At 40.6% G+C, this 21,603-nt stretch carries 25 protein-coding genes; 6 read left to right on the top strand and 19 right to left on the bottom strand.

The window, feature by feature from the left end:
* Positions 1-61: 61 nt before the first annotated feature.
* From ACVW0P_RS07115 to ACVW0P_RS07095, 5 genes are all read right to left on the bottom strand, one after another.
* A complete protein-coding gene (locus ACVW0P_RS07115; RefSeq protein WP_457131456.1) occupies positions 62-1,162 on the bottom strand; it encodes a medium chain dehydrogenase/reductase family protein in 1,101 nt (366 codons plus the stop codon).
* Between the two features lie 123 nt (positions 1,163-1,285).
* Complete coding sequence (locus tag ACVW0P_RS07110) at positions 1,286-2,146, bottom strand: helix-turn-helix domain-containing protein (protein ID WP_457131455.1); 861 nt, start codon at positions 2,144-2,146, stop codon at positions 1,286-1,288.
* A 295-nt stretch (positions 2,147-2,441) separates the two neighbouring features.
* Positions 2,442-2,771, bottom strand: a complete 330-nt coding sequence (locus ACVW0P_RS07105) for an adenylate/guanylate cyclase domain-containing protein (RefSeq protein WP_457131454.1) — start codon at positions 2,769-2,771, stop codon at positions 2,442-2,444.
* 738 nt (positions 2,772-3,509) lie between these two features.
* Positions 3,510-6,782, bottom strand: coding sequence for a PAS domain S-box protein (locus ACVW0P_RS07100; RefSeq protein WP_457131453.1), 3,273 nt, complete (start codon positions 6,780-6,782; stop codon positions 3,510-3,512).
* The gene (locus ACVW0P_RS07095; protein WP_457131452.1) at positions 6,751-7,104 is read right to left on the bottom strand and encodes a hypothetical protein; all 354 of its coding nucleotides are present in this window, start codon (positions 7,102-7,104) and stop codon (positions 6,751-6,753) included. Before ACVW0P_RS07095 ends, ACVW0P_RS07100 begins: the two co-directional genes overlap by 32 nt.
* A 207-nt stretch (positions 7,105-7,311) precedes the next feature.
* Between ACVW0P_RS07095 and ACVW0P_RS07090 the strand changes: the two genes are divergently transcribed.
* Positions 7,312-8,370, top strand: coding sequence for a PAS domain S-box protein (locus tag ACVW0P_RS07090; RefSeq protein WP_457131451.1), 1,059 nt, complete (start codon positions 7,312-7,314; stop codon positions 8,368-8,370).
* A 587-nt stretch (positions 8,371-8,957) separates the two neighbouring features.
* On the opposite strand, the gene ACVW0P_RS07085 is transcribed toward ACVW0P_RS07090, so the two are convergent.
* From ACVW0P_RS07085 to ACVW0P_RS07065, 5 genes are all read right to left on the bottom strand, one after another.
* Complete coding sequence (locus ACVW0P_RS07085) at positions 8,958-9,620, bottom strand: ATP-binding protein (protein ID WP_457131450.1); 663 nt, start codon at positions 9,618-9,620, stop codon at positions 8,958-8,960.
* Between the two features lie 33 nt (positions 9,621-9,653).
* Positions 9,654-9,944 (bottom strand): DUF3606 domain-containing protein, encoded by a 291-nt coding sequence (locus tag ACVW0P_RS07080; RefSeq protein WP_457131449.1) that lies wholly within the window; start codon positions 9,942-9,944, stop codon positions 9,654-9,656.
* 40 nt (positions 9,945-9,984) lie between these two features.
* The gene (locus tag ACVW0P_RS07075) at positions 9,985-10,569 is read right to left on the bottom strand and encodes an NAD(P)/FAD-dependent oxidoreductase (RefSeq protein WP_457131504.1); all 585 of its coding nucleotides are present in this window, start codon (positions 10,567-10,569) and stop codon (positions 9,985-9,987) included.
* Positions 10,566-10,766, bottom strand: coding sequence for a hypothetical protein (locus ACVW0P_RS07070; RefSeq protein ID WP_457131448.1), 201 nt, complete (start codon positions 10,764-10,766; stop codon positions 10,566-10,568). Before ACVW0P_RS07070 ends, ACVW0P_RS07075 begins: the two co-directional genes overlap by 4 nt.
* 88 nt (positions 10,767-10,854) lie before the next feature.
* Positions 10,855-10,992 (bottom strand): hypothetical protein, encoded by a 138-nt coding sequence (locus tag ACVW0P_RS07065; RefSeq protein WP_457131447.1) that lies wholly within the window; start codon positions 10,990-10,992, stop codon positions 10,855-10,857.
* Positions 10,993-11,049: 57 nt separating this feature from the next.
* Between ACVW0P_RS07065 and ACVW0P_RS07060 the strand changes: the two genes are divergently transcribed.
* Positions 11,050-11,529: a hypothetical protein gene (locus ACVW0P_RS07060; protein WP_457131446.1), complete on the top strand. Its 480-nt coding sequence runs from the start codon at positions 11,050-11,052 to the stop codon at positions 11,527-11,529.
* 61 nt (positions 11,530-11,590) lie between these two features.
* Here ACVW0P_RS07060 and ACVW0P_RS07055 read toward each other — a convergent pair whose 3' ends face one another.
* The 4 genes from ACVW0P_RS07055 to ACVW0P_RS07040 all read right to left on the bottom strand — a co-directional run bounded on the left by ACVW0P_RS07055 (position 11,591) and on the right by ACVW0P_RS07040 (position 13,384).
* Complete coding sequence (locus tag ACVW0P_RS07055) at positions 11,591-12,514, bottom strand: IS1595 family transposase (RefSeq protein ID WP_457131445.1); 924 nt, start codon at positions 12,512-12,514, stop codon at positions 11,591-11,593.
* A gap of 61 nt (positions 12,515-12,575) precedes the next feature.
* Positions 12,576-12,893, bottom strand: a complete 318-nt coding sequence (locus ACVW0P_RS07050; RefSeq protein ID WP_457131444.1) for a hypothetical protein — start codon at positions 12,891-12,893, stop codon at positions 12,576-12,578.
* A complete protein-coding gene (locus ACVW0P_RS07045; RefSeq protein ID WP_457131443.1) occupies positions 12,874-13,101 on the bottom strand; it encodes a hypothetical protein in 228 nt (75 codons plus the stop codon). The genes ACVW0P_RS07050 and ACVW0P_RS07045 overlap by 20 nt, the downstream gene beginning before the upstream one ends.
* Position 13,102: 1 nt before the next feature.
* On the bottom strand, positions 13,103-13,384 hold the full coding sequence (locus tag ACVW0P_RS07040) for a hypothetical protein (protein WP_457131442.1): 282 nt from the start codon (positions 13,382-13,384) through the stop codon (positions 13,103-13,105).
* A 232-nt stretch (positions 13,385-13,616) separates the two neighbouring features.
* Between ACVW0P_RS07040 and ACVW0P_RS07035 the strand changes: the two genes are divergently transcribed.
* Positions 13,617-13,904, top strand: coding sequence for a hypothetical protein (locus ACVW0P_RS07035; RefSeq protein ID WP_457131441.1), 288 nt, complete (start codon positions 13,617-13,619; stop codon positions 13,902-13,904).
* A 1,436-nt stretch (positions 13,905-15,340) separates the two neighbouring features.
* Here the strand turns inward: ACVW0P_RS07035 and ACVW0P_RS07030 are convergent.
* From ACVW0P_RS07030 to ACVW0P_RS07010, 5 genes are read right to left on the bottom strand one after another with little or no spacing between them, the layout of a single operon-like run.
* On the bottom strand, positions 15,341-15,991 hold the full coding sequence (locus ACVW0P_RS07030) for a 4'-phosphopantetheinyl transferase family protein (RefSeq protein WP_457131440.1): 651 nt from the start codon (positions 15,989-15,991) through the stop codon (positions 15,341-15,343).
* Positions 15,988-16,245 carry an acyl carrier protein gene (locus tag ACVW0P_RS07025; protein WP_354429909.1) on the bottom strand — a complete coding sequence of 86 codons (258 nt, stop codon included), beginning with the start codon at positions 16,243-16,245 and terminating at the stop codon, positions 15,988-15,990. Before ACVW0P_RS07025 ends, ACVW0P_RS07030 begins: the two co-directional genes overlap by 4 nt.
* 2 nt (positions 16,246-16,247) lie before the next feature.
* Positions 16,248-17,519, bottom strand: coding sequence for a beta-ketoacyl-[acyl-carrier-protein] synthase family protein (locus ACVW0P_RS07020; RefSeq protein ID WP_457131439.1), 1,272 nt, complete (start codon positions 17,517-17,519; stop codon positions 16,248-16,250).
* Complete coding sequence (locus ACVW0P_RS07015; RefSeq protein ID WP_457131438.1) at positions 17,516-17,986, bottom strand: 3-hydroxyacyl-ACP dehydratase FabZ family protein; 471 nt, start codon at positions 17,984-17,986, stop codon at positions 17,516-17,518. Before ACVW0P_RS07015 ends, ACVW0P_RS07020 begins: the two co-directional genes overlap by 4 nt.
* Positions 17,987-18,004: 18 nt before the next feature.
* On the bottom strand, positions 18,005-18,823 hold the full coding sequence (locus tag ACVW0P_RS07010; RefSeq protein WP_457131437.1) for an SDR family oxidoreductase: 819 nt from the start codon (positions 18,821-18,823) through the stop codon (positions 18,005-18,007).
* Positions 18,824-19,050: 227 nt separating this feature from the next.
* Here ACVW0P_RS07010 and ACVW0P_RS07005 point away from each other — a divergent pair, with 227 nt between their 5' ends.
* Genes ACVW0P_RS07005 through ACVW0P_RS06995 form a run of 3 tightly spaced genes read left to right on the top strand, consistent with a single transcriptional unit; the run spans position 19,051 to position 21,600 of the window.
* Complete coding sequence (locus ACVW0P_RS07005) at positions 19,051-19,545, top strand: hypothetical protein (protein WP_354429901.1); 495 nt, start codon at positions 19,051-19,053, stop codon at positions 19,543-19,545.
* A gap of 2 nt (positions 19,546-19,547) precedes the next feature.
* Positions 19,548-20,447: a hypothetical protein gene (locus tag ACVW0P_RS07000; protein WP_457131436.1), complete on the top strand. Its 900-nt coding sequence runs from the start codon at positions 19,548-19,550 to the stop codon at positions 20,445-20,447.
* 10 nt (positions 20,448-20,457) lie between these two features.
* Positions 20,458-21,600: a beta-ketoacyl-ACP synthase III gene (locus ACVW0P_RS06995; protein WP_457131435.1), complete on the top strand. Its 1,143-nt coding sequence runs from the start codon at positions 20,458-20,460 to the stop codon at positions 21,598-21,600.
* Positions 21,601-21,603 lie beyond the last annotated feature (3 nt).

Raw genomic sequence — 21,603 nt, 5'->3', positions numbered from 1 at the left:
AATCGCAATTCAAAGAAGAATAGACGTTACTGAACTAAATCTTAACAATAATTTCCGTAATTCAAGGTACAAGCACAACCTTGCCATAAGCTGTCCGTGATTCGGCCAATTTCATGGCAGCTGTAATATCGGTCAAAGGAAACCGTGCAGCAATTTGCGGTTTAAGCATGCCATTGGCCAGCAAGGTGGTGAGTTGCGCAAAAGTTTCCCTTAGCTGTGCTTGAAAAGCTTCGGTGCCTTTTCCGTCCCAGATATTGTAGAAATAAGCTTTGCGGCCGTTAGGCAGTATGTTCCACCAACCTAACTGCACTATCACTTTTAAAAACGGTAGCAAAGTGTTACCGGTTTCTTTTAGTGCCGAGGCTATGGCATAACAAACGAGCACACCACCTTTGGCAAGCAGGCCGAAAGATCTGGCAAAGCTTGGTCCGCCCACATGGTCAAAAACTGCATCTACTCCGCCGGGTGCAAGTTTAAGCACACTCCCTGCTAAATCGGTATCGTTATAATCTACCGGCTGCACGCCTTGTGCGCGCAATGCTTCATGGTGACGTGGTGACGCAGTTCCAATTACCCGGACACCAGCGTAAAGGGCCAGTTGTGTCAGAATTGTCCCCACGCCACCATTGGCACCGTGAACCAGGATAGTTTGTCCACGCTTGATTCGGGCTTCGCCGTGCAGCATTTGCCAGGCCGTGATGCCGTTAACAATTAACGTTTCAGCTTCTAAAGGATCAATAGCTTCAGGAACTGGTAGCAGGTCGCTGGCCGGAAGCAGCACGTAACTTGCCCAGCCGCCAATCTTTGTCATGGCAGCAACGCGTTTGCCTACCAAGCTTGTATCAACGCCGGGGCCGGTTGCAACCACCTTACCAACCAGGTCATAGCCCGGAACGAAGGGAAACTTGGGCTGCTCATAATACCTGCCACGGCGCATGGCCTGCTCGGCAAAAGCTATACCGCTGGCTTCCACTTTTACACTTACCTGCCCGGCAGCAGGGTTATCTAATACGCGGGTTCTAAATATTAATCCCTCCGGCTCAACAATACCGGGCATAATTACTTCTGTCGTATTAAAGCTGGTTTGTTCTAAAGGATTAACGATTTGGTGATTTGTAGTATTACCCTCAATACTGTTTTTATTTTTTGTAAGTGATTTCATTTTTGCTGCTGTTTAATTGAATGAACAGTACAAATGTATAAGGACGTACTTGGGGGAAATTGTAAGAAAACGAAATCGCTGGTCAATTAAAATTTACCATGATGCTCAGCAAAATAAAGTAGGTTATGGCTGACCCGGATAAGTATCAGAAATTACGCAGAAACTTCCATTGTTTAAGTTTTTGATAAACTGCTGTGGCGCCAGGCCTAAAAAATATTGGAAGTCTTTAATTAGGTGGCTTTGATCATGATAATCGTGCATGGCGATCAGATCAAAAATAGCAATTTTCTGATCGCTCCGGGCAAGGATATAAGCTATCACTTCTTTAAAGCGCAAAAAACGGAGCAGCTCTTTAACAGAATAGCCGGTATGCTTTTGAAATTTTAGCTGAATACTTCTTTCTGAAAGACGGGTATCAGCTGCTATGGCCTTTATAGGATCAACACAAGGGTTGAAAAACTGTGCCAGGTTACCGATTACTATCTGTATTACCTGATCATTTTCTTTTAGTAAGCCTATGGCTGACTGCTTCAATAAATTCACTCTTTGCTCTGCTGTGGGCAGGGCTTTTAATTCCGCCCAGAGGCTATCAAACCTGCCGTCATCTGTTATAATCTCTGCACCTGTAAGATCCTGGCCAGTCAGTCCCCTTAATGGCACACCAAACAAGCGCCGAAAACCATTGAACTTAAAGTTAACCACAAGGCCGTCTGCACCTGGCAGCAGTTCATAGTTCAGCATCTGCCGGAGTGGCCCGATTACCGCGGTACGCCTGATTACTTCAGTATCCAGGGGAGTATTGTGAAAGGAAATGCGTACAGGTACTCCGAAGTTAAATACCAACATCATTTCCAAATTTGGACAAACATGCCTGGTGATAGCTTCTCCGTCTGAGGCAACCATCAGGTGATAGAAGCTATTGATCACTTCATCTAACGGCGCATCCACCAAAAATAACGCTTCGTCTATATCCGCTTGTTCCATTAATCTTTTCGTTTTCTTACAATTCCAGGATGCGTTACCGAGCTATGTTTGCCTTATCAAATTTAACGAAACCATTTACAATTAGACAACCCCCTTTAAATTTCACCATAACAAATATCATTTAAGACAATGAAAACGATCTGCCTGATTAACTTCCTGTCCTCAGCTTTTGTAATCGCCTGTAATTTTGAACTTTCTGACCTTCCTTATTTTAATGGGATATTCCAAAATGCGTATTTTAATTCATTAGCAGGGCTAAAGCTCCTTTTAAAAGGCTTATCTTAATTGTTTATCCTTAAAACAAGGTTGAAATAACAAATAGCTCCATTGGTTTACTTCTGCCTTTAAGCAGTTTATCGCCAACTGATGTTATCGCGTAGCCGGCAGGGAGGCGAAGTATTTTAATTAGGTGCTCCGATACCAGAAGGTCGGCCCCCAATTGATTACATAGACTTTGTATCTTTGCTGCGGTATTGAGGACATCACCTGTAAATATGATTTCCTTTTTAAGAGATCCAATCTCCCCGGCAGTGACTTTACCATAATGCAGTCCCGCTTTGAACCCTGGTAGTAAACCAAATTTGCTGTTGTACTTATCTTCCTGTATTTCGAGCGCGCGTCTCATAGCGAAGAAGCAATCATTACTGTTGTTGCTTTTAAATCCGTCCTTTAGATTCCAGCTAACGATCATCTCATCGCCTGCGTATTGATGATTGCACCGGCATGGTCAATTACAGCACCTGACAGGTCCAAGAGTCGGCCAAGGAATTAAACCAATTCCTTGATTCCTTTGAACAGCACGTATTTCATGTAAAGCGGATGCTGAATTACTCTGACAGTGTCATTTCAGCAGTAGCCATGAAGGATATTTTAACGGGAAATATTGAAAACCAAAAATGATCATTGAGGTGTTCTAGCAACACAATGATCAATGAAGGCGCTGGAAGGATAGATTTTGCTACCGGTACTATTGGTGAAAGACTTGTCTCGGCATGTGCAGTTTTCCGACGAGGAACAGCGAAAATTAAATAACCTGTAGCATCCACTTATAGATTTTTTATTCCGGAAATGCAAACGGTAACTGACTTAACACTTCTTTGAATGCAAATGAGCCCAATTGCGGGTTGCCTTTGCAGCTTAAAGCCTTTGGTACAATGCGAAGGGCGATTGGCAATCAGCCCACAAACTGGTCGACCAGCTCAGCGACCGGGAATCCGCCTGGGTTCATGATTATCTGCATCGTAAAGAGGGTGACCTGGGCGCCGATTACTGGTACCGGAGAGCTGGCCAAGTCGGCCTCACGTATCTTTGCCCCAGGAATGGGAAGCATTAGTCCGGAGTTTTTTAAGCTGAGCAAGCAACATTATCTACGTTTTATATCGGGCGTTAATGTTTGGAAGTCTTCAATTTTTGATTTATCAGTAACCGTTTTTATAACTTCATCCAACTCATGAGCCGATATTAAAAGGTAATCAAGTATTATCTTCTGTTCCTCCGCGGTATTGGTTGAACCCTTTAGCAAGGGGATCAGTCCCATCATTCGTGAAAGAGGTGCGCGCACTATATGAGATTGGATCCACGATATTTCAAGTAAGCGCGCATTTTGCGCCTCAATTGCCTTGATATAATGCTCTCTTTCTGTTATATCTGTAGCTATCGCAATATTGGCTTTAACACCCGAATAGAAAATTGGCGCAACTTGGATTTCGACACTCATTAATTCGCCATTCTTTTTTTTATGGGTCAATATCGTACTGTAAATGCCCTCGTTTTGGTTGGCACGTTCGTTAACAGCACGTTCCATGTCAGGAATTTCTGCTGTAGGCCTTATCACATGCAAACTCATTGACAAAAACTCCTCACGTGTATAGCCATAATGTAGTACGGCAGCATTATTAACGTCCAAAAATCGTAAAGTATTAATATCCGCAACCCATGCCGGTAAGGGGCTGAAATTAAACAGCTCGCTATACATTTTTTTCGAAAGCTCCAGGTCGGCGTTTGAGACAGCCAGCTCTCCGGCGCGTTGTTGCAGGTCCGTATTAGCATTTTTTAACTGCTCAAGGGCATTTCTCCGTTCGGTAATGTCAATACCCGAAACGCATAAACCTATCACCTTTTTGCCATCATGAACAGGTTTTACGTTGGCTATATAATAACGGGAAACACCATCTTTTGTATAGGATATTTCGTAATCTTCTGCTTGATTTGTTTGTAATACGCGATCGTATCTTTCAAGGGCTTTCTCCCGTCTTTCGGGTAAGAGCGAATCGGCCATATTACTTCCTGCTTTTAATTCCGTACCGGCAGCATGTAAGTAAATATCTTTCATGTGCTTGTTAATGGCAATAATATTGTATTCGGTATCAAACAACATGTATGATACATCTGTAGTTTCGAACATCGACTTCAAATTAGCCTCTGACCTTTCCAGTTCATCATAAACTGCCTTTCGTTCGGTAATGTTCACCATTGTACCTATCAGGGCAGGCTGTCCACCGTATAAAGTTGCCCCGCCTAATATCTCGAACCATAACGACTGTCCGTCTTTTTTTACTATCCGAGCTTCATACCTGCTGGTAGATTTGATGTCTTTTTCTACCCGCTCCCTCATGTTTCCTCTAACCAGCTTGATATCGTCCTTGTAAATAAACTTCTCAAATGGCTGTCCAATTATCTCCTCTTCGGCATACCCCATCTCTTCTACAATTCTCGGATTTACGTATACCATTTTTTCATTCTGGATTATGTACACCCCTACCGTAAAGTTCTCTACCAGATTTTGAAACTTAAACTGAGATTCTACTTTTTCAGTAATGTTTTCCATCTGGGCAACAAGGTACAGCGGACGGCTATCTTTATCTCTGATAAGTGACACATTAAGATTTATCCAAATTATGCTTCCATTTTTATGGATATACCGTTTTTCTAAACGATAGGTATCTGCTTCTCCCCTCAAGATACGGTCATGAGCTGCCAGATCTTTTGCCAAATCATCGGGGTGCGTAATTTGCATGAAAGTGAGCAATAAAAGTTCGTCTTCGGTATAGCCCAGCATTTCGTGTAATGATCGGTTTACCTTTATCCATCGCCCCATAGAGTTTTCTTCTACCGAGGTAAGCCCCATTCCTATTGCTGAATCCTCAAAAGCTCCCCTGAATCTGTTTTCAGATTTCGCAAGTTCCGACTGCTGAATATCCTCGTCAAAATAAACCTCTATGGCTTCGGCTATAGAATTAATTAGGCTGCGCTCTTCTTCCAGGAATATCCCTTCCGCTTCGGGTGGTTTGTTTTCAGTATATATAACTTCTACACTTCCTTTTCTGCCGTCAAGCAAACCAAAATCAGCTGTCTGTTTAAATACTGAATCTGTGTATCTTTCTGTTTTATACTCCTTATTATCAAACCATATCCTTGCCTGGCATACATCAGGATATTGCCAGCCTGGAGGCAACGCTTCTACTATCTCCTGTAACAGGGTGTCCGTATCCAAATGCTCCTGCTGAAGTAATTGGTTAACCTTATAGATAGTGGTCAATTCTTTTACCCGTTCCTGCAATTGACGCCTGGTGCTTTCTTTTTCTTTGCGGGTGTTAATGTTTTGTACTGCAATGGATAAATTTGCCGCAAGGCGGTTAAGTGTTGATACCTCATGCTCATCGAATGCGTTGGCCTGCCCCGCGTAAATGACTAACGCCCCGCTTTCGTCGCTGCCAAGGTTAAGGTGCAATGCGGCCGATGAACGGATGCCAAACCTATCTGCATCTTTTACAAACTGACCAAAATACGCGGAATGGGCAACATCATTATTTATAACAGTTTTTCCGGTAAGTAGAGTCCTCGCGGTAGGCCCGTTAGATCGCTCGGGGTCATTGAGCACTATCTTTGCATCCTTCAAATAGTCGGTAGCGCCAATTGCCACCAGCGGAACTATTGTTTGATCGACTGCACTTTCAGGCGGTTTTTCGCATATCCAGACAAGTAAATATCTATCCGACTCACCTATGCAACAACAAACCTTGTTAAACAGGTTAGGAATGTCTTGCTCGGTCAGGATAATATCATTTACATGATTAAGCAGGTTTAACTCTTTAACAGCTTTATTAGCTTGTGCTGTTTTAACATCAATTATTGCATTAAGTTTGTAGGGTTCCCTCACTTTTCTGTAGGCAAGCACACCTGCGGCAAGCGATAATAAGATGCCCAAAACTGACACTTCAAATGGAAATCTATCTAAAGCATAGCCATCAGCATAGCTTACACGCAACAACCAGTCGCCTTCGGGTATCTGGGTATAAACATGCTCACTTTCTTTGGCAGGTTTAGCAGTAGATATCAGGAACGGTACAGAGCGTTTCTTCTCAGTTTTCACCAATTGATAAGCAAATTTCTTATCGTTGCCTGGATGCTGAAGCTGTTGTTTTATAATGTTAAGCCGTGTAAGCACTGTCGCAACTGCCACGACCTTGTTGTTTACAATGACAGGTACTTTGCCCAGTATCCCTGTATCGCCAAAACGTAGACGACGCGGGCCTGCAAAATAAATATCCTTTCGGTCAACAGCACGCGCCTCTTCGGCCTTACGTGTCGGATCAGCATTTACATTAGTGCCAATAGTGCTTTTTATAACGAGCATCGGGGTAAGCATTTTTTACTATTCCATTTTCAGTAATCTGTAACGCCTGGGCATATCGGCTGTTATATATTATTTGACGGGCGACGCTGTCAAATTTGGCAGGAACGCCGTATTGTTTGTAAATAATAGCAAGGGTATTAGCTGCGGCGATGTCGTTGAATAATATATTCCGGAAACGATCTTTTGCTGTGGCGGCCTCTTGTATAAGTTCATTCTTGTGTTTGTTGATTGAAAATTTATACTGCTGATAGGTTAGCAATTGGGTTAGCGCCAACATGACCAGGAACACAATAGCAAAAACTAATGATGGCAGTTTGGACATATTGGCTATAATAGGTTATAAAGCATATATGCAATTTAAACAAAAGTGTTTTGCTATTTCAAGTAAAAGCAGAAATATATTTAAGTTCTAAGTCAACTTCCGTTACAATTAAATCGTCGCTTATAATTGGTTAACAAAAGAATTTGAAATATCGAGGGGAAAATAATAAATTGCGTAAACAACTAAATATTTAGCCACCAAACCATCGTGATCGCTAAGCAAAGTATCGTACAAGAATCTTCCAATCCTGACGAGGCGCTATTCCAACTATTAGTTGCCAGCGTTAAGGAGTACGCTATTTTTATGATTGACCCCGAAGGATATATCCTCACGTGGAACGATGGGGCTGCGAGGATCAAGGGCTATAAGGAAATTGATGTTGTTGGTAAGCATATTTCGATTTTCTACACCCCGGAAGACATCCTCAACAACGAGCCTCAACACAACCTATCCCAAGCCCTGGAAAGCGGTGCCCATGAAAGTGAAGGCTGGCGGATCCGTCGGAATGGCTCGCAATTCTGGGCAAATATCGTATTTACACCCTTGTATCAAAATAATAAGCATATCGGGTTTGCAAAAATGACCCGTGACCAGACCGAGCGAAAGATAACGGAAGACCAGCGTGAGGCAATGCAACATGAATTAGAGCGCCGGGTAAAAGAACAAACCGGCCGGATAGTTGCAACCGAGCTGCGCTTTCGCAAATTGATTGAGCATAGTTACGATGGTATTACCCTGCTGGACCGGAACTTTCGCGTTTTCTACAGAAGCCTCTCGGCCACACGCATCAATGGCTGGAGCAATGAGCAGCAGTACACGGACATTGACGAACTTGTCTACCCGGACGATAAAGAGCGGGTACACGCCTCAATTGATGAGATAATTTTGAATCCCACTGAACCGGTGATGGTTAGCTTTCGCTCCCGCCACCAAGATGGGCATTATATTTGGCTGGAATGCTTGTTTACCAATATGTTGGCGGAGCCCAGTGTCAACGCTATCGTCTGTAATTTCCGGGATATCAGTAGCCGTGTGGCGGCCGACAATGAAATACTTCGCCACAACACCGTCCTTCGGGAAATATCATGGACCAGTTCTCACGAAATGCGCCGTCCGGTTGCTTCTATACAAGGATTGATGGACCTGATCGAAAAATCTACTGATCACGATGAAAAAGAAGAGTTAATCAAGTTGGTTGGCAAATGCGCCGATGAACTAGATGGTATGGTTAGGCTCATCCATGATAAGATTGATACCATTCACTGAGATGCTAAAAGTTTCCCGAACATTATTCGACAGATCACTCATTAACCTCACTTTTTTAACATATAAAAACTGTATTTGATCTGCGTGATCAGATCCGGCCCAAGTATTTCAATATTCCTTTACCTTTTGTGAACACTTTTTCTAGTCTTAAGCAAATTATTGGTTTACAACAACATCCCTTTTGGAAAGCAAAGTATTTTTTTTCTTTACGGGGTGTTGAAGAACGGACTTGATTATAGCTTCTGTAAATTCCTTCAACATCATTAGGGCAAGTTATAACCATCTTTCAGCGAGTACCTTTCCGTCTTCGGTAAAGATGTTATCCCGCCTGTTCCAATCATTTTATATCTCTAATATACTATCGAATACTGACATTGATTTTATTAATTTTTATGGGCGTTAACCATAAAAAGCGAGTTTGCTTGTACACTAACGCGCCCTCGGGGACTTTCAAAAATGCTGGGAATTGCACCCTCTTTGTTGCCGGAGGCTGTAATATTTCTTCGCTTAAAAATAATCGTTATCACAGCTAACCGCAGCAGTAAAGATTGGTTCATAACCCAGAGGCAAAGTCTTAGTCGATCTCCTTAGGAGTTTACTAAAGGTAATGTAAAGTAAAACTCTGACCCGGAGGCATCGCTGTTTACACCTACGGTTCCACCGTGGCGTTTGATGATCTCTGCCGATATATATAATCCTAACCCCAGGCCTGAAAATTTTTTTGACGATTCTTGTACACGATAAAACCTGTCAAAAACGTACTGTTGTTTTTCGGGTGGTATACCGATGCCAAAATCCCTTACCGACAACTTAACGGTATAGTTGTTTATATCACTTAATGCCGTAACTAACCCGCCAAAAGTGTAGTAAGCAACGGTTAATATCTTTGTTTTATCTGTACGGGTTACCGGCGCATCACTCAAGCCTACGGGCTTGGTAAGTTTTATTGCGCCAAACCCTGGAAAGGCACCATAAACTATACCGCGTAAAAGCAGGTTCTTTTGCTTTCCGGCACCTATCAGGCTGTAATAAAAGGCATTACTTAACAAATCGCCGGCTAACGTTGCGGCATACAGTGCATCGCCGGATAGCGGCTCTTTACCTATCGCTTCCATACCTTTAACTATCGCTTCTTCACCTACCAGGTCAACCCGGGGTGCATCGTGGTCAAACCGCTTCACAGTTTCGTGAAGCAGGTTAAGAGCTGCCGAGCCGGCCAGCCCTCCTAACAGGTTTATAATGATTCTCAAGGCACTTATTTGTAAGATGTTAGGGTATAGCAATTACTGTAGTCCCGGCGGTTTTACCGCATCTTCCAGTTCCTGCTTGCTTACAGCCAGTTCTTTTGTCCAGTATTGCACTTCGTAATCTTCGTTTACATTAATGAATTTGCTATCGCTTGACCAGCGGTATTTTACCGAAGAAACAGAATAATGCTTGCGGGTGTACTTCTCAAGGTCGGCGAAAGCCGTTTCAGGATCATCATGGCCGGTTTTATGATCATTACCACCTACCAATAGTAATGGCTGCCCGTCTATTTCATGCGTACGGAAATAATGGGAAGGCTCTTGCATATCATAAATAAGAGCATTAGGATAATCATTTCCTTTAAGTTTAACCGCGATAAGGTGCGCACCTAAAGCTGAACGAGGTTATCTTAGGTGGGAGATGTGTAGCATAAATGATGCTTGCGGCCTTAATATCAAGTTCGCCGGCTTTAGCAATATACACCTCACCATCCTTTAATACTTCGTCAACCATGCTATTTTCAAGCAGCTTACCCCCACTACTTTTAAACTCAGCCAATAGCCCCTGTAAATATTTTAAAGGATGAAATTGCGCCTGCCCCTCAAATAGCAAAGCTTTCACATAATCAACCGGCGTAGGTACCTCTTGCATATATGCTGCAGCTACACCAACCTGGTTTGCACCCTGGTAAATATCATCCAGTTGCTTTGCCTGATCTTCATCTTCCGCATACAGGTAACCGGGCTTGTCCTCGAAATCACAATTGATTTTGTATCGATTAATATTGTCTTTGATCAGTGCAAAGCCCTCGTTTACCGCATCGGCAAACAGTTGGGCGCCCTCGTTTCCAAATGCGCTTTCCGCTTCTTTGTAAGTAGTATCGGCAAAGGTGTTGATGTGCGCGCTTGTACCGCCGGTAGTGCCAAAACCTGGCGTGTGTGCATCAACTATGAGTACCTTTTTGCAGGTTTTTTGTAAAAGTAACCCGGCCGATACCCGGTGATGCCTGCACCAATAATGAGCACATCAAACTTATCGGTGCCGTATAACACCGTAGCAGCAGGCTTTTGTTGGATACCTGTTTGCCAAGGGCTTAATTTGTTGCCATCTCTTGGCGAAGTTGTATCTTTTTGTGTTTTAGTTTTCATTTGACGGTATTAATTAATTTTGGTAACTATATAGCTGTTGGGACAAATGGGATATAAAAGGATATTGACGGTTATAGGGATATAGCCGTTATTTTTTTGCTTTGTCTTTGGCCTGTATTTGAGGCTTAACAGCAATTTTAATCATTTGCTCAAGTGTACCATCAAATTTTACTTTGGGGTCGTACTGCTCGGCTCTTGGTTTAGCTTCTTTTTTATTTTCTGCCATGATGTAAAGATAAGGAGTTTTATTTTTAGATTTAGCGTACAGCCTAATGATATTATAATGAGTAAAAAAAAACTGAAAGATTTAACTGTTGATGCAATCGTATTAAGGGGCGGATTAATTAATGAAGTTATACTACTTGAAAAAATAATTGATAACTGGCTCGCAAAATATTTTTGCAATAATGAGAAAAGAAAAAACGAATTTTTTGATTTAATACTTTGTCACGATAGACTTACTTACAGTAGTAAAGTTGCGGTATTTGTTTTCATAATTCAAAGTCATTGCAAGGATTTTTTAAAAACATACCCCTATTTGGCAAAAGATTTAAATGAAATTGCAGAGAAAAGAAATATTTTAGCTCATTGGCTTTTAGACACATCCGATACTGGTATTGATAAGGGGGAAATTCACTTTATAAAGGCAAAAAAAGTTTTCCCATCAATTGCCTTTACAGCTGCAGATATTGAAAAAACGCTTACCAATATTGAAAAATATAAGAAGGTTATCTATAATTTAGTAACGCCCCCTCTTGAGTAGAACCAAGCGCTCTGCTTCTAAACCGTCATAGGGGGGATACCAATACAAAGGTAAAGGATAATTATTGAGAAATCAAAACCTTGTATGTTAACCTAACATTATTGCAGTTATTAAACACGTCCTCAAACCTTGTAGTATCGCGATTGTGACGGGTGTTATACCTGTACCCAAATTCATTGCAATACCTGTGTAAGTGCTTCGGTGATACATAATGATATATGCCAACAATACCACGCTTTAGCAAACTCCAAAAGCCTTCTATACTGTTTGTATGGTCGTCCCCAATGGTTATATAATTGTTTTCGATGTGTTTTACCTTTATGTGGTTGTAAGTCCTTGACAGGCCATTATATGAACTGTATGCATCTGTCACTACTGTTGCATTAGGGCTTACATGTGCTAACATAATTGGTTGCAATGTTCCTGCCTCTGTGTTTTTAATCACAAATGTTTTAACAGATCCGTTGCGCTGTAGCAAGCCTACAACGGCAGTTTTACCGTTTCCGCTTCTGCCTTGACTATTTGCCGGCCTTTTAGATACGTGCTTATTCTTAAACTTGCCACCAACATAAGTTTCATCAATTTCAACAACTCCGTCTAATTGTTCCACTTCGTTATTGTTCAGCATTTCACGAATGCGATGTAATAAAAACCAAGCTGTTTTTTGAGTGATATTTAAATCCCTGCTTAACTGTAAACTGCTAATACCTTTCTTATGTGCGGTACATAAATACATTGCTGCAAACCATGTTCTAAGGCTAATTTTAGTATTCTCGAAGATGGTGCCAGTAGTAACGCTAAATTTCTTATGGCACTCTTTAGCCTTGCATTTATAGCCCCTATTGGTGACGTATGCGCCCACATTACCGCAATGGGGACATGATGGGGTATCTCCCCAACGTGATTGCGCTAAGTAGCTTATACATGTGGTTTCCTCCTTGAAGAAATCCAACACTTGTAACAGGCTTTTAAAGTTTGTAGTCATGGTATATTGTATTAACACTCAAATATAATATTAATAACAATACGGGACAAATAAAGTTTAATTATATCCGAAAGAAATTACCTGCTATACCTATGTATTTACCGTAATCGCTGTTGTAAATAGAAAATAAAAAACAGTTATTTACTCTGTACATAAATTCGTTATGTTCGGAATTTCTATTACGAAATTCTTTAAAAGTATTCATTGATGGATTTGTTATAAACAAGAATATTATTAATAATAAAGCAAGGTTCTTTATTTGAACTTTCATTGGTACTTTTTTCTTTACGTCTTTTTCCAAAAAATCTACAACTTCACCACAGAAATCTATAAAACCGGCAATAACAGAAATAAGAAAATTAAAAACCAACTTTTTCATCGTGTGCCTCCGCTTCTTCTATGCCCTGTAAGTATTCCAGGCTGTCTACTTCCTCCCTTGTGTACTTCTTGCCTTTAACCCAAATAACTTTGCTCTTAAATTTAGGTGCGGGCCTATCGTTATAAATGTTATAGGCTAATATCAGCGATATTACAACAGCGCAACCGATAGGTAGTATTAGGCTGTTAAATCTCTCTTTGGTGGTCATATTACTGATTATGTATGGTCTGATCAATAACTATATTTGGCCTTTTTTCGCCTTGGTCAATTAGAAATAATTTGCCGTCATGGAAGTAATAAAACCGTGTACCGCGATCTCGATTATAAGGCCCCTTAAATATTTTGTACACCGTCATTTCGGGCGACATCATAACTAAACTTGCGTTTTTACGCTGCTTTAAGAAATCTGCTTCCGATGTGCCAAGGGTTAATGTTTTTTGAGAGCATGCAAATAAGGATGTTGCAAGAACAACAAATAGTAGTTTTTTCATTCGTGGTAATTTGAGGATAAAAATAAAGCGTGACTGTTTAACCTCTTTACTATCCTCGGCTTACCACAGCCTTACACGCAAAAAGATACAGCCACGCTTTTACAGCGTACTTAAATCTCGGTTTGCGTGCATACTATTGTGGTAATTCAGGATAGCACTCCGATTAGTACAGTATTTTAAACACTGCTAAGATAATAAAACACCTATAAGTTTTAATTGCTATTTTTATCCTATGACATTAGACGAAGCAAAAAAAATGCTCGCAGATAACGAGCATTTGATTGGTAGAAAATATAAGGGTAAAGAAATATCAAATATTATCCTCATGGAAAAGGATGCGGATTTACTTGCAATTGGGCAAGTTGCTCGTCAGTTACTCCAACACGGCGAATATTGGCCAAACCAACAGCATAAGGAGTACGAATTATTTGTACTTTACGACCTTCCGAATTGGTTAGATTCTCAACCTTTGGAATACGGAACTTTGAAATCTCTTTTAATTCACTGGGGGAAGAAATAAACCCTTTTAACTGTTTTTTACTCATTACTCTTAATTTAAAATAGGACAACATTGTCCTAAATATCATTGAGCCCTGAGTAAATAAAATGTGGTGTGCAGTCTATAACCTACTCCTAAAAGCGGAAACCTGTCCCATGTGGTATGTAGTTACCTTAATTTTTGTTCGGCCATGCCAATCAGTCAGCAATACTGTAAGTACTGCGACGATGGTGAAACCTGTATTACATAACCGTACCTGTTTTCTTTTTTTAAACGGTTTTAAAAATGTTTGCAAAACAAATTGTCATACATTAAAAAGGTCTATTATATCAGCACCGTAAAAGAATAAGCAGTTTAACGGCAGCAGGTTGTTTAATTAGCGCTACATACACTAAAGCACCAAGCCCTCGACTGTGTATAACTGCTTACTTTTTCACTAAACCCTAACAAGTAAGGAACGGATAGTAAATTGCCGACCAGGGCATAATCAATAAAGCTGTGCACTTTAGAGGAAATTGGCTTTGTATTCATAACATCCTTTTTTATTGAACAGGGTTGTTCAAATATTGTTTATTGTTGAAGTTAATTAAATTAATCATGAATAAATAACAGGCGCATTTGTGACATATTGAACATAATCATAACTCAATCTACAAAAATTTAGACTTTTAATTAACCAGCCTAAACTAAGAGCCGTCGAAAATTAGCCGGGGACCGGACGACAAGCCTTACAAAATACAGCAAACCGATAGGGTAAGTTTAAGGATTGCCAGGAGTTCAAAATTGCTGGCAAAAGCTACTGTGGTTGAAATATTGGACGCGTAGTAAGAACTAAATTTTCTACCCGCAACTACTTTCATTAAGCAACGTTTTAAAAAACCTTTAAGTGATGTCTGAAACATTTCCTTAAGTGTTCAATAACATTCATTATCTAAAGAAAATTAAATATTAGTTGTAAGTAAGATTTTTCAATATCTACATTATAAGCATTAGCGATAATTTAACATTTTTCGGGTAACCTGTTAGGTTACCTTCATAGATTTTAGATATATAACGCATTGATTTATAGGAGATAGTAAATCTATTTTTGTTCCCTATCTCTCCGCTGATTGTATATCAAACAATTTCAAAACGCCTTAAATGCATCATTTAAGGCGTTTTTTGTTTTAAGACCTATCCGAATTGTTCATTAAATCGCATCCTATTGGTAACCTGTTGCATGGAAAGACCGCCAGGTCAACACAAACCTTATAAGTTGCTGTAATACAACCCGTTCATCGATTGAACATCTTGATTACAGCACGTAACGCAGAGTATCAGTAATACCATCAGCGCGCCAAATTCCCTGTACTTTCAAAAGGCTCGCCCGAGAAGCGAATTTAATACAGCTGTTATGAACCTTGCGGGAGGGGTCGAGGCTACGCCTTCCGATCAATCTAACTCTTAATCTGATCAGCCTAATCCAATACAAAAGAATAACTTACGTATTTACCATGATGCGCAATAGACACTGGTACACTAAGCTCGTTGCCATTATTGAAGATAACAGGGTATCCTATTGGGCTTTTTTTGATGTGAAGATCATTAAAATAAGGGCGTAGTTTGTCTATCAAAAATAAACGCGCCTCAACTGATTGAGATTCTGCTGAGTTTTCTCTAATCGATTTAACGCCCCAATAAATATTTTTAAAACTTTCGTGATGATTGACGACGGTAGCTATCCAACTTTCAGAAATTTTTGAGCGAAAATAAAGAGTGTTTGACAGGTGCATAATTGTACCGTTATAAAACACATCGCCATCTATGCTTTCCCAATGCCCTGTATTTACATCATTCTTTTGGCTACCTGTAAATTTAAGGTCCTGAATGATGATTTGCGTTGGCGAGAACACTAATTCTGGAGTCAACCTTTTGAGATACTTAAATGCGGACTCTTTAGCTGACCATAGCAGCCATAGGTAAAGTTCAAAACTCAGTTGCGGGCACACCAGCTGCTGATATAATCTTTGTTCGGAGCTTGAAAGTATTTGTGTATAAAACCGAACCTGTTTGGTTCGGTTGATATCTATCAGATCAAGGGCTACAATATCGTTGCCGGTGCTTATCAAGCAGGTCTATTTAGTTTATCAGATATTATATCTATGCAATTTCCTATCAGGTACATTTTTTCTGCGGAATCAAAATCAATTTCGATATTGTATTGCGATTCTGCATCTATAATGACATCAACCAGGTTAGCCGAGTTTATTTTAAGATCTTTTATAAGATCTGTTTCCTCGGTGATCCCCTCAAGCATTGTTTTATCTTCCGTGTAAGGCGCAAGCACTTTTTTTAGTTCAGTTAAAATAGTTGTTCTATCCATATTTATTTGTAGTATCTGGAAATAATTAAACAGGTATTAATATCGCCAAAGCCAAAATTAGCTTTTGCAACAATATTAATCTTTTTGTTTACGATTTTTGTGGGCAAATTGTTTGCACCAATTAAATTTATAATTTCTGGGTTAGCATCTTCCAGGTTAATATTTGGATGTACAAAACCATGAACTATTTGTAAAACCGCGGCTACGGTCTCAATTGAGCCGGCAGCACTAAGGCAATGGCCGATCATTGATTTTAATGAATTAACCATCGGAAAATCATCGGCTGTACGGCCCAAAGCCAGCGCCCAGTTTTGTATCTCTAAGGTATCTGCTATCGTAGCGGTTAAATGTCCGCTTACCAGGTCCACCTGCTGTCCGTTTATGCCGGCATTATTCATAGCCTCCTGTATACACCTGATAACGCCTGTAGCAGCTGGCGCGGTCATTGATCCACCACCACGCTGGCCGCCCGAATTGTTACTTCCGCCAAGCACTTCGCCATAAATACGTGCACTACGGGCAAGTGCGAAATCAAGATCTTCTAATATTAAAGCACCAGCGCCTGAGCCGGGAACAAAACCACCGGCTGTGAGGCTCATCGGCCTTGACGCCCTCGCAGGTTCGTCATTGTATTTCCTGGATAACACCCGCATAGAATCAAATGCCCCAAATATGTAAGCATCAACGTATTCGCTGCTACCCACCACCATGCGTTTGGCCATGCCGTATTTGATATACTCATATCCCATTAATATAGCCTGCGTACCTGTGGCACAGGCCGACGAATTACTTATGATCTTATTGCCTAATCCAAGCCTGCCAGATATGTAAGCGGTTACACCGCTGTTCATAATCTGCTCTACCACCCTCGAACCCAGTTTCCTGGACTCCTTAGCGTCTACCCTGGTAATGGCGTTTTTTATTACATCAGTATCAGCCACACTGCTGCCAAAAACACACCCTGTCTCCCACAGTGTTTCTTGGCTGGCTATCTCATTACCGGCATCCATCCAGGCGTCAAGCGCTGCTTTTATTCCAAATGCTATGCCTTTACCCTTTAAACCATACAAACTCGTTTCGGTGAGATAGTTTCTCAAATCGTCCCACTCAAATGCCGGTGAGCCGGCTACCTGGCAATTAAATCTTAGCTCTTCGTATTGCGGCATAAATTTTATACCCGAAACACCATTCTTGATCGCATGGAGAAAACTGGGGACATCCATTGCGTTTGGTGATATCACACCTAAACCAGTTATAACTACGCGCTTGCTCATTTTTGTTTTTTTATTAGCGCATTTTTTACGATGCCCGAAAATACACCCCTCGCCACCAATTCTGCATGCTCATTATGCATTTCCACTTTGCATTTCAATTTACCGAAACGAAAATACTCCTTTGCAGAACTTACAGTTACTTTTTCGCCAGGCAATACCATCTTAAAAAAAGACACCTCGGTTGAAGTTAGCAGCGGAAACGAATCTTCACTCATTACTACATCTGTACTAATCTTATCATCTATCATTAAATAGGTGGCCAATACAACTAATCCTATTTGCGCCATTATTTCGGTGATAATCACGCCCGGTGTTACCGGGTTTCCTATAAAATGGTCTTCATAAAAAAAAGAATCGTGTTTTAAAGTATAGTCTCCGGTAACCCCATTATCACTCAACGCCGTAACGTTATCAACAAAAAGAAACGATGATTTGTAAGGTAAACAGGCTATGATTTTGTTATACATCTCAAAAACTTTAACAAATTACCGGCAATGTTCGCCCCCATCCACGTGAATCACCGAACCATTTATCCATCCCGCTTCATCCATACACAACAGGTAAATAACATTGGCAACATCTGTTGTTTGGGTTACACGGCCCAAAGGGTTTTTTTCTTTTGCTATCTGTATCAGTTTTTCGCTTCCGGGTATCTTATTAAGCGAGGGCGTTTCTGTTATTCCCGCTTGAATCAAATTAGTTTTGAGGCCAAACCGCCCCAACTCTACTGCCATATAAGTGCTTAAGCTTTCCAATGATGATTTAGCGATTGATACCGCGGCATAGCCATCCCAATATTTATGGGCTCCTTCGCTGGTTAAACCAATAATACGCCCGTCTTTTTGGAAAAGTTCGGCTGCTAAAAGTTCTCTTGCCCAATCGAGCAAACTTGTAGACATTGCGTATGTAGTGTATGTTAAATCTTCAACTGACAGTGTTTCAATAGACTCAACATTCATACCCGTTTGCGGCATCAACGGTTTTAGGTTTCCCCTGGCTATCGAATGAAGTAATAGCCTCACCGCGCCTTTCTTTTGCTTATCTTCTGTTAATTTTTGGATAAGCGCCTGCCGGGCTACCGTATCTAAGGCGTTGACGTTAAATAATTCAATTGAAACGTTTTGTTTCTCGGCCAGCGCCGCCATTCTGAGTTTCAGAATGCGTTCTTGCATAGCCGTTTCGCGGTACGCTACTACGCTATTCATACCATATTTTGCCAGTTTTTCAACGGTTGCCAACCCAAAACCGCTTGATCCGCCCAGGATGATTGCCCAGGAATCACTAAATTTCCTTTTATCGTACACGTAATTATTTAATGCTTTTTATCACCAATTGTTTTAGCTACTCAGTTTATCGCTACCATTGGCGTTAAGATATTCGGTGTTAAGATAACAAAAGATCCGAAATCTACAGCCAATAAAAATCATCTTACTTTTTTATCGGCGATCCACACAACAAAAACACAGCATTGCGGTTATTAGCTGGCAACCATTATAATTAATATATTTGCAGATACGTACGCATACAAACTATGAAAATAGCCACATTAATATTCTTGTTTTGTAGTTCGGTGCTGCATTCGGCAACTAATAAAAGCCAGGCACAAAACTTTAGCAAAACTGCTTTTTACGCCATACTGGCATCCGGTAAGCTTGAAGAAATTAACCAGGAATTAACATTATTGGCCGATATTGAATTGCCTGAAAAACAAGCTTATGAAGGCACTTTGCTGATGAGAAAAGCGGGGTTAGTAAAAATACCCGGCCAAAAATTAATATTTTTTAAAAAAGGCCGGATTAAGTTAGAATCTGCTTTACTCAACAATAACAATAATGGCGAATTTCATTTTTTACGCCTTATCATACAAGAGCATGCACCTAAGATTGTAAAATACAGGAAGGAAATTGAAGCAGATAAGCTTTTAGTAAAAACAACGTACAAGAGTCTGCCATTTAATGTTCAGCAGGCGATCTCTGATTACAGCAAAAATTCAAAAATACTGCGCCCGCAAGATCTTTCTTTGTAAGCATGAATAAAAAAGTATTGGCTATTTATTACTCACAATCCGGCCAATTGGGTCAGATTATTGACTATTTAACAACACCCCTTGTTGAGGCAGGTGCTTCGGTCGAGATAGTAAATATTCAACTTACCAAGCCTTTTCCTTTTCCGTGGACCGCTGACACTTTTTTCAGTGTTATGCCCGATTGCGTTTTAGATATAACGGCTGAATTGGAACCATTTGAATTAAAAGAAACAAGTTATGACCTGGTGATATTAGGTTATCAAGCTTGGTTTTTATCGCCCAGCATCCCTTTTAACTCCTTAATGCAGCAAGCAAAACTAAAGGCAGCAATAAAAAACACACCCGTTATTACGGTTACAGGAGCGCGAAATATGTGGCTCAACGCTTTTGTGAGGGTAAAAAAACTGATTAACGCGGCGGGAGCTAAACTTGTTGGTAATATTGCTTTAGTTGACACGCATCCAAATCCAATTAGTTTTATCACCATTTTCCATTGGATGCTGCACGGAAAAAAAGACAAATACCTAAACATTTTCCCCCCACCGGGCGTTTCGGAAAGTGATATCAAACATGCCGGCGTTTTTGGCCAAAGTGTTTTAACGCATTTGAATAATGACAATTGGGCTGGATTACAAACTGAGCTTGTTAAAAAAGGCGCTGTTAAATTGAATTACAATTTAATGATCATTGAAACTGTAGCCGGCAAAATATTCGGTCTCTGGGCCAATTTTATAGTAAAAAGAAGAAACAGGGCGTTTTGGCTATCCGCGTTCAAGTACTATTTATTAATAGCTTTTTGGATAGGTGCCCCTATAGTTATAACCATCGATGCCATTTTTTTTAAATTTTTTAGCCCTAAACGAATAGCAGCAAGAAAACAATATTTTTTAAATTTAAACTGATATATGTCTCATGCCCGAAGTTTTTATTAACAGTACATCGGCTTATTTTCCGAACGAACCCGTTGCCAACGATGCTATGGAAGAATATCTGGGGTTTATTAATGGTAAACCTTCCAAGTCGAAAAATATCGTACTACGGAATAACGGTATAAAAAATCGTTATTACGCCCTAACTAAAGGCGGTAAACCTACCCACACAAATGCTCAGATGACCGCGCTGGCTGTGAAAGAGTTATTTAAAACCAACCCCACCAAAATAAAGGACATTGAATTGCTTTCTTGCGGAACATCTTCGCCTGACCAAGTAATGCCCAGCCATGGCGTAATGACGCATGGGTGGTTGCCCGAGGCGGAAGCTATTGAAGTGGTATCCCCATCGGGAGTATGTTGTGCGGGCATGCATGCTATTAAATATGCCTACCTGGCCATTAAAACCGGCGATGTGCAATTAGCTGTGGCAACCGGTTCCGAAAGGTTTTCGGGGTTGCTTGTGGCAGATGTTTTTGAAGAAGAAGCGCTTAAGCTAAAAGAGTTGAGCGACAACCCCTATATTGCTTTTCAAAAAGATTTTTTACGATGGATGCTATCCGATGGTGCATCCGCATTCCTGATGTCTGATAAACCTAATGAAACCGGGCTTAGCCTTCGGTTAGACTGGATCGAGGGTGTATCTTATGCTAACGAAATGCAAACCTGTATGTACATGGGCGGCGATAAACTGCTAGACGGTACGTTAAAGGGTTTTATGGATTATACCCCTGAAGAGATCATGACGCAATCTATATTCAGCGTTAAACAGGATATTAATTTGTTGAGTGATAATATAGTACCCCTTGGCGGAAAAAAAATCAAAGAAATATTCGATAGGAAAGGCCTTGCGGCTTCCGATATTGATCATTTTTTACCCCACATCTCCAGTGACTTTTTCAGGTCGAAAATCTATGATATGGTAGAGCTGTATGGTGGTGGTATACCTTACGAAAAATGGTTTATTAACTTATATACTGTTGGAAATGTAGGTGCTGCTTCAGTTTTTCTGATGATAAACGAATTATTTAATAACGGCACATTAAAAAAAGGTGAGAAAATTTTGTTACTCGTTCCAGAAAGTGCCCGTTTTTCTTACATGTACGCCATGCTTACCGTTTGTTAACAC

Source organism: Mucilaginibacter sp. UYNi724, from assembly GCF_054057495.1.
This window is presented reverse-complemented; position numbering and strand designations above follow the sequence as displayed.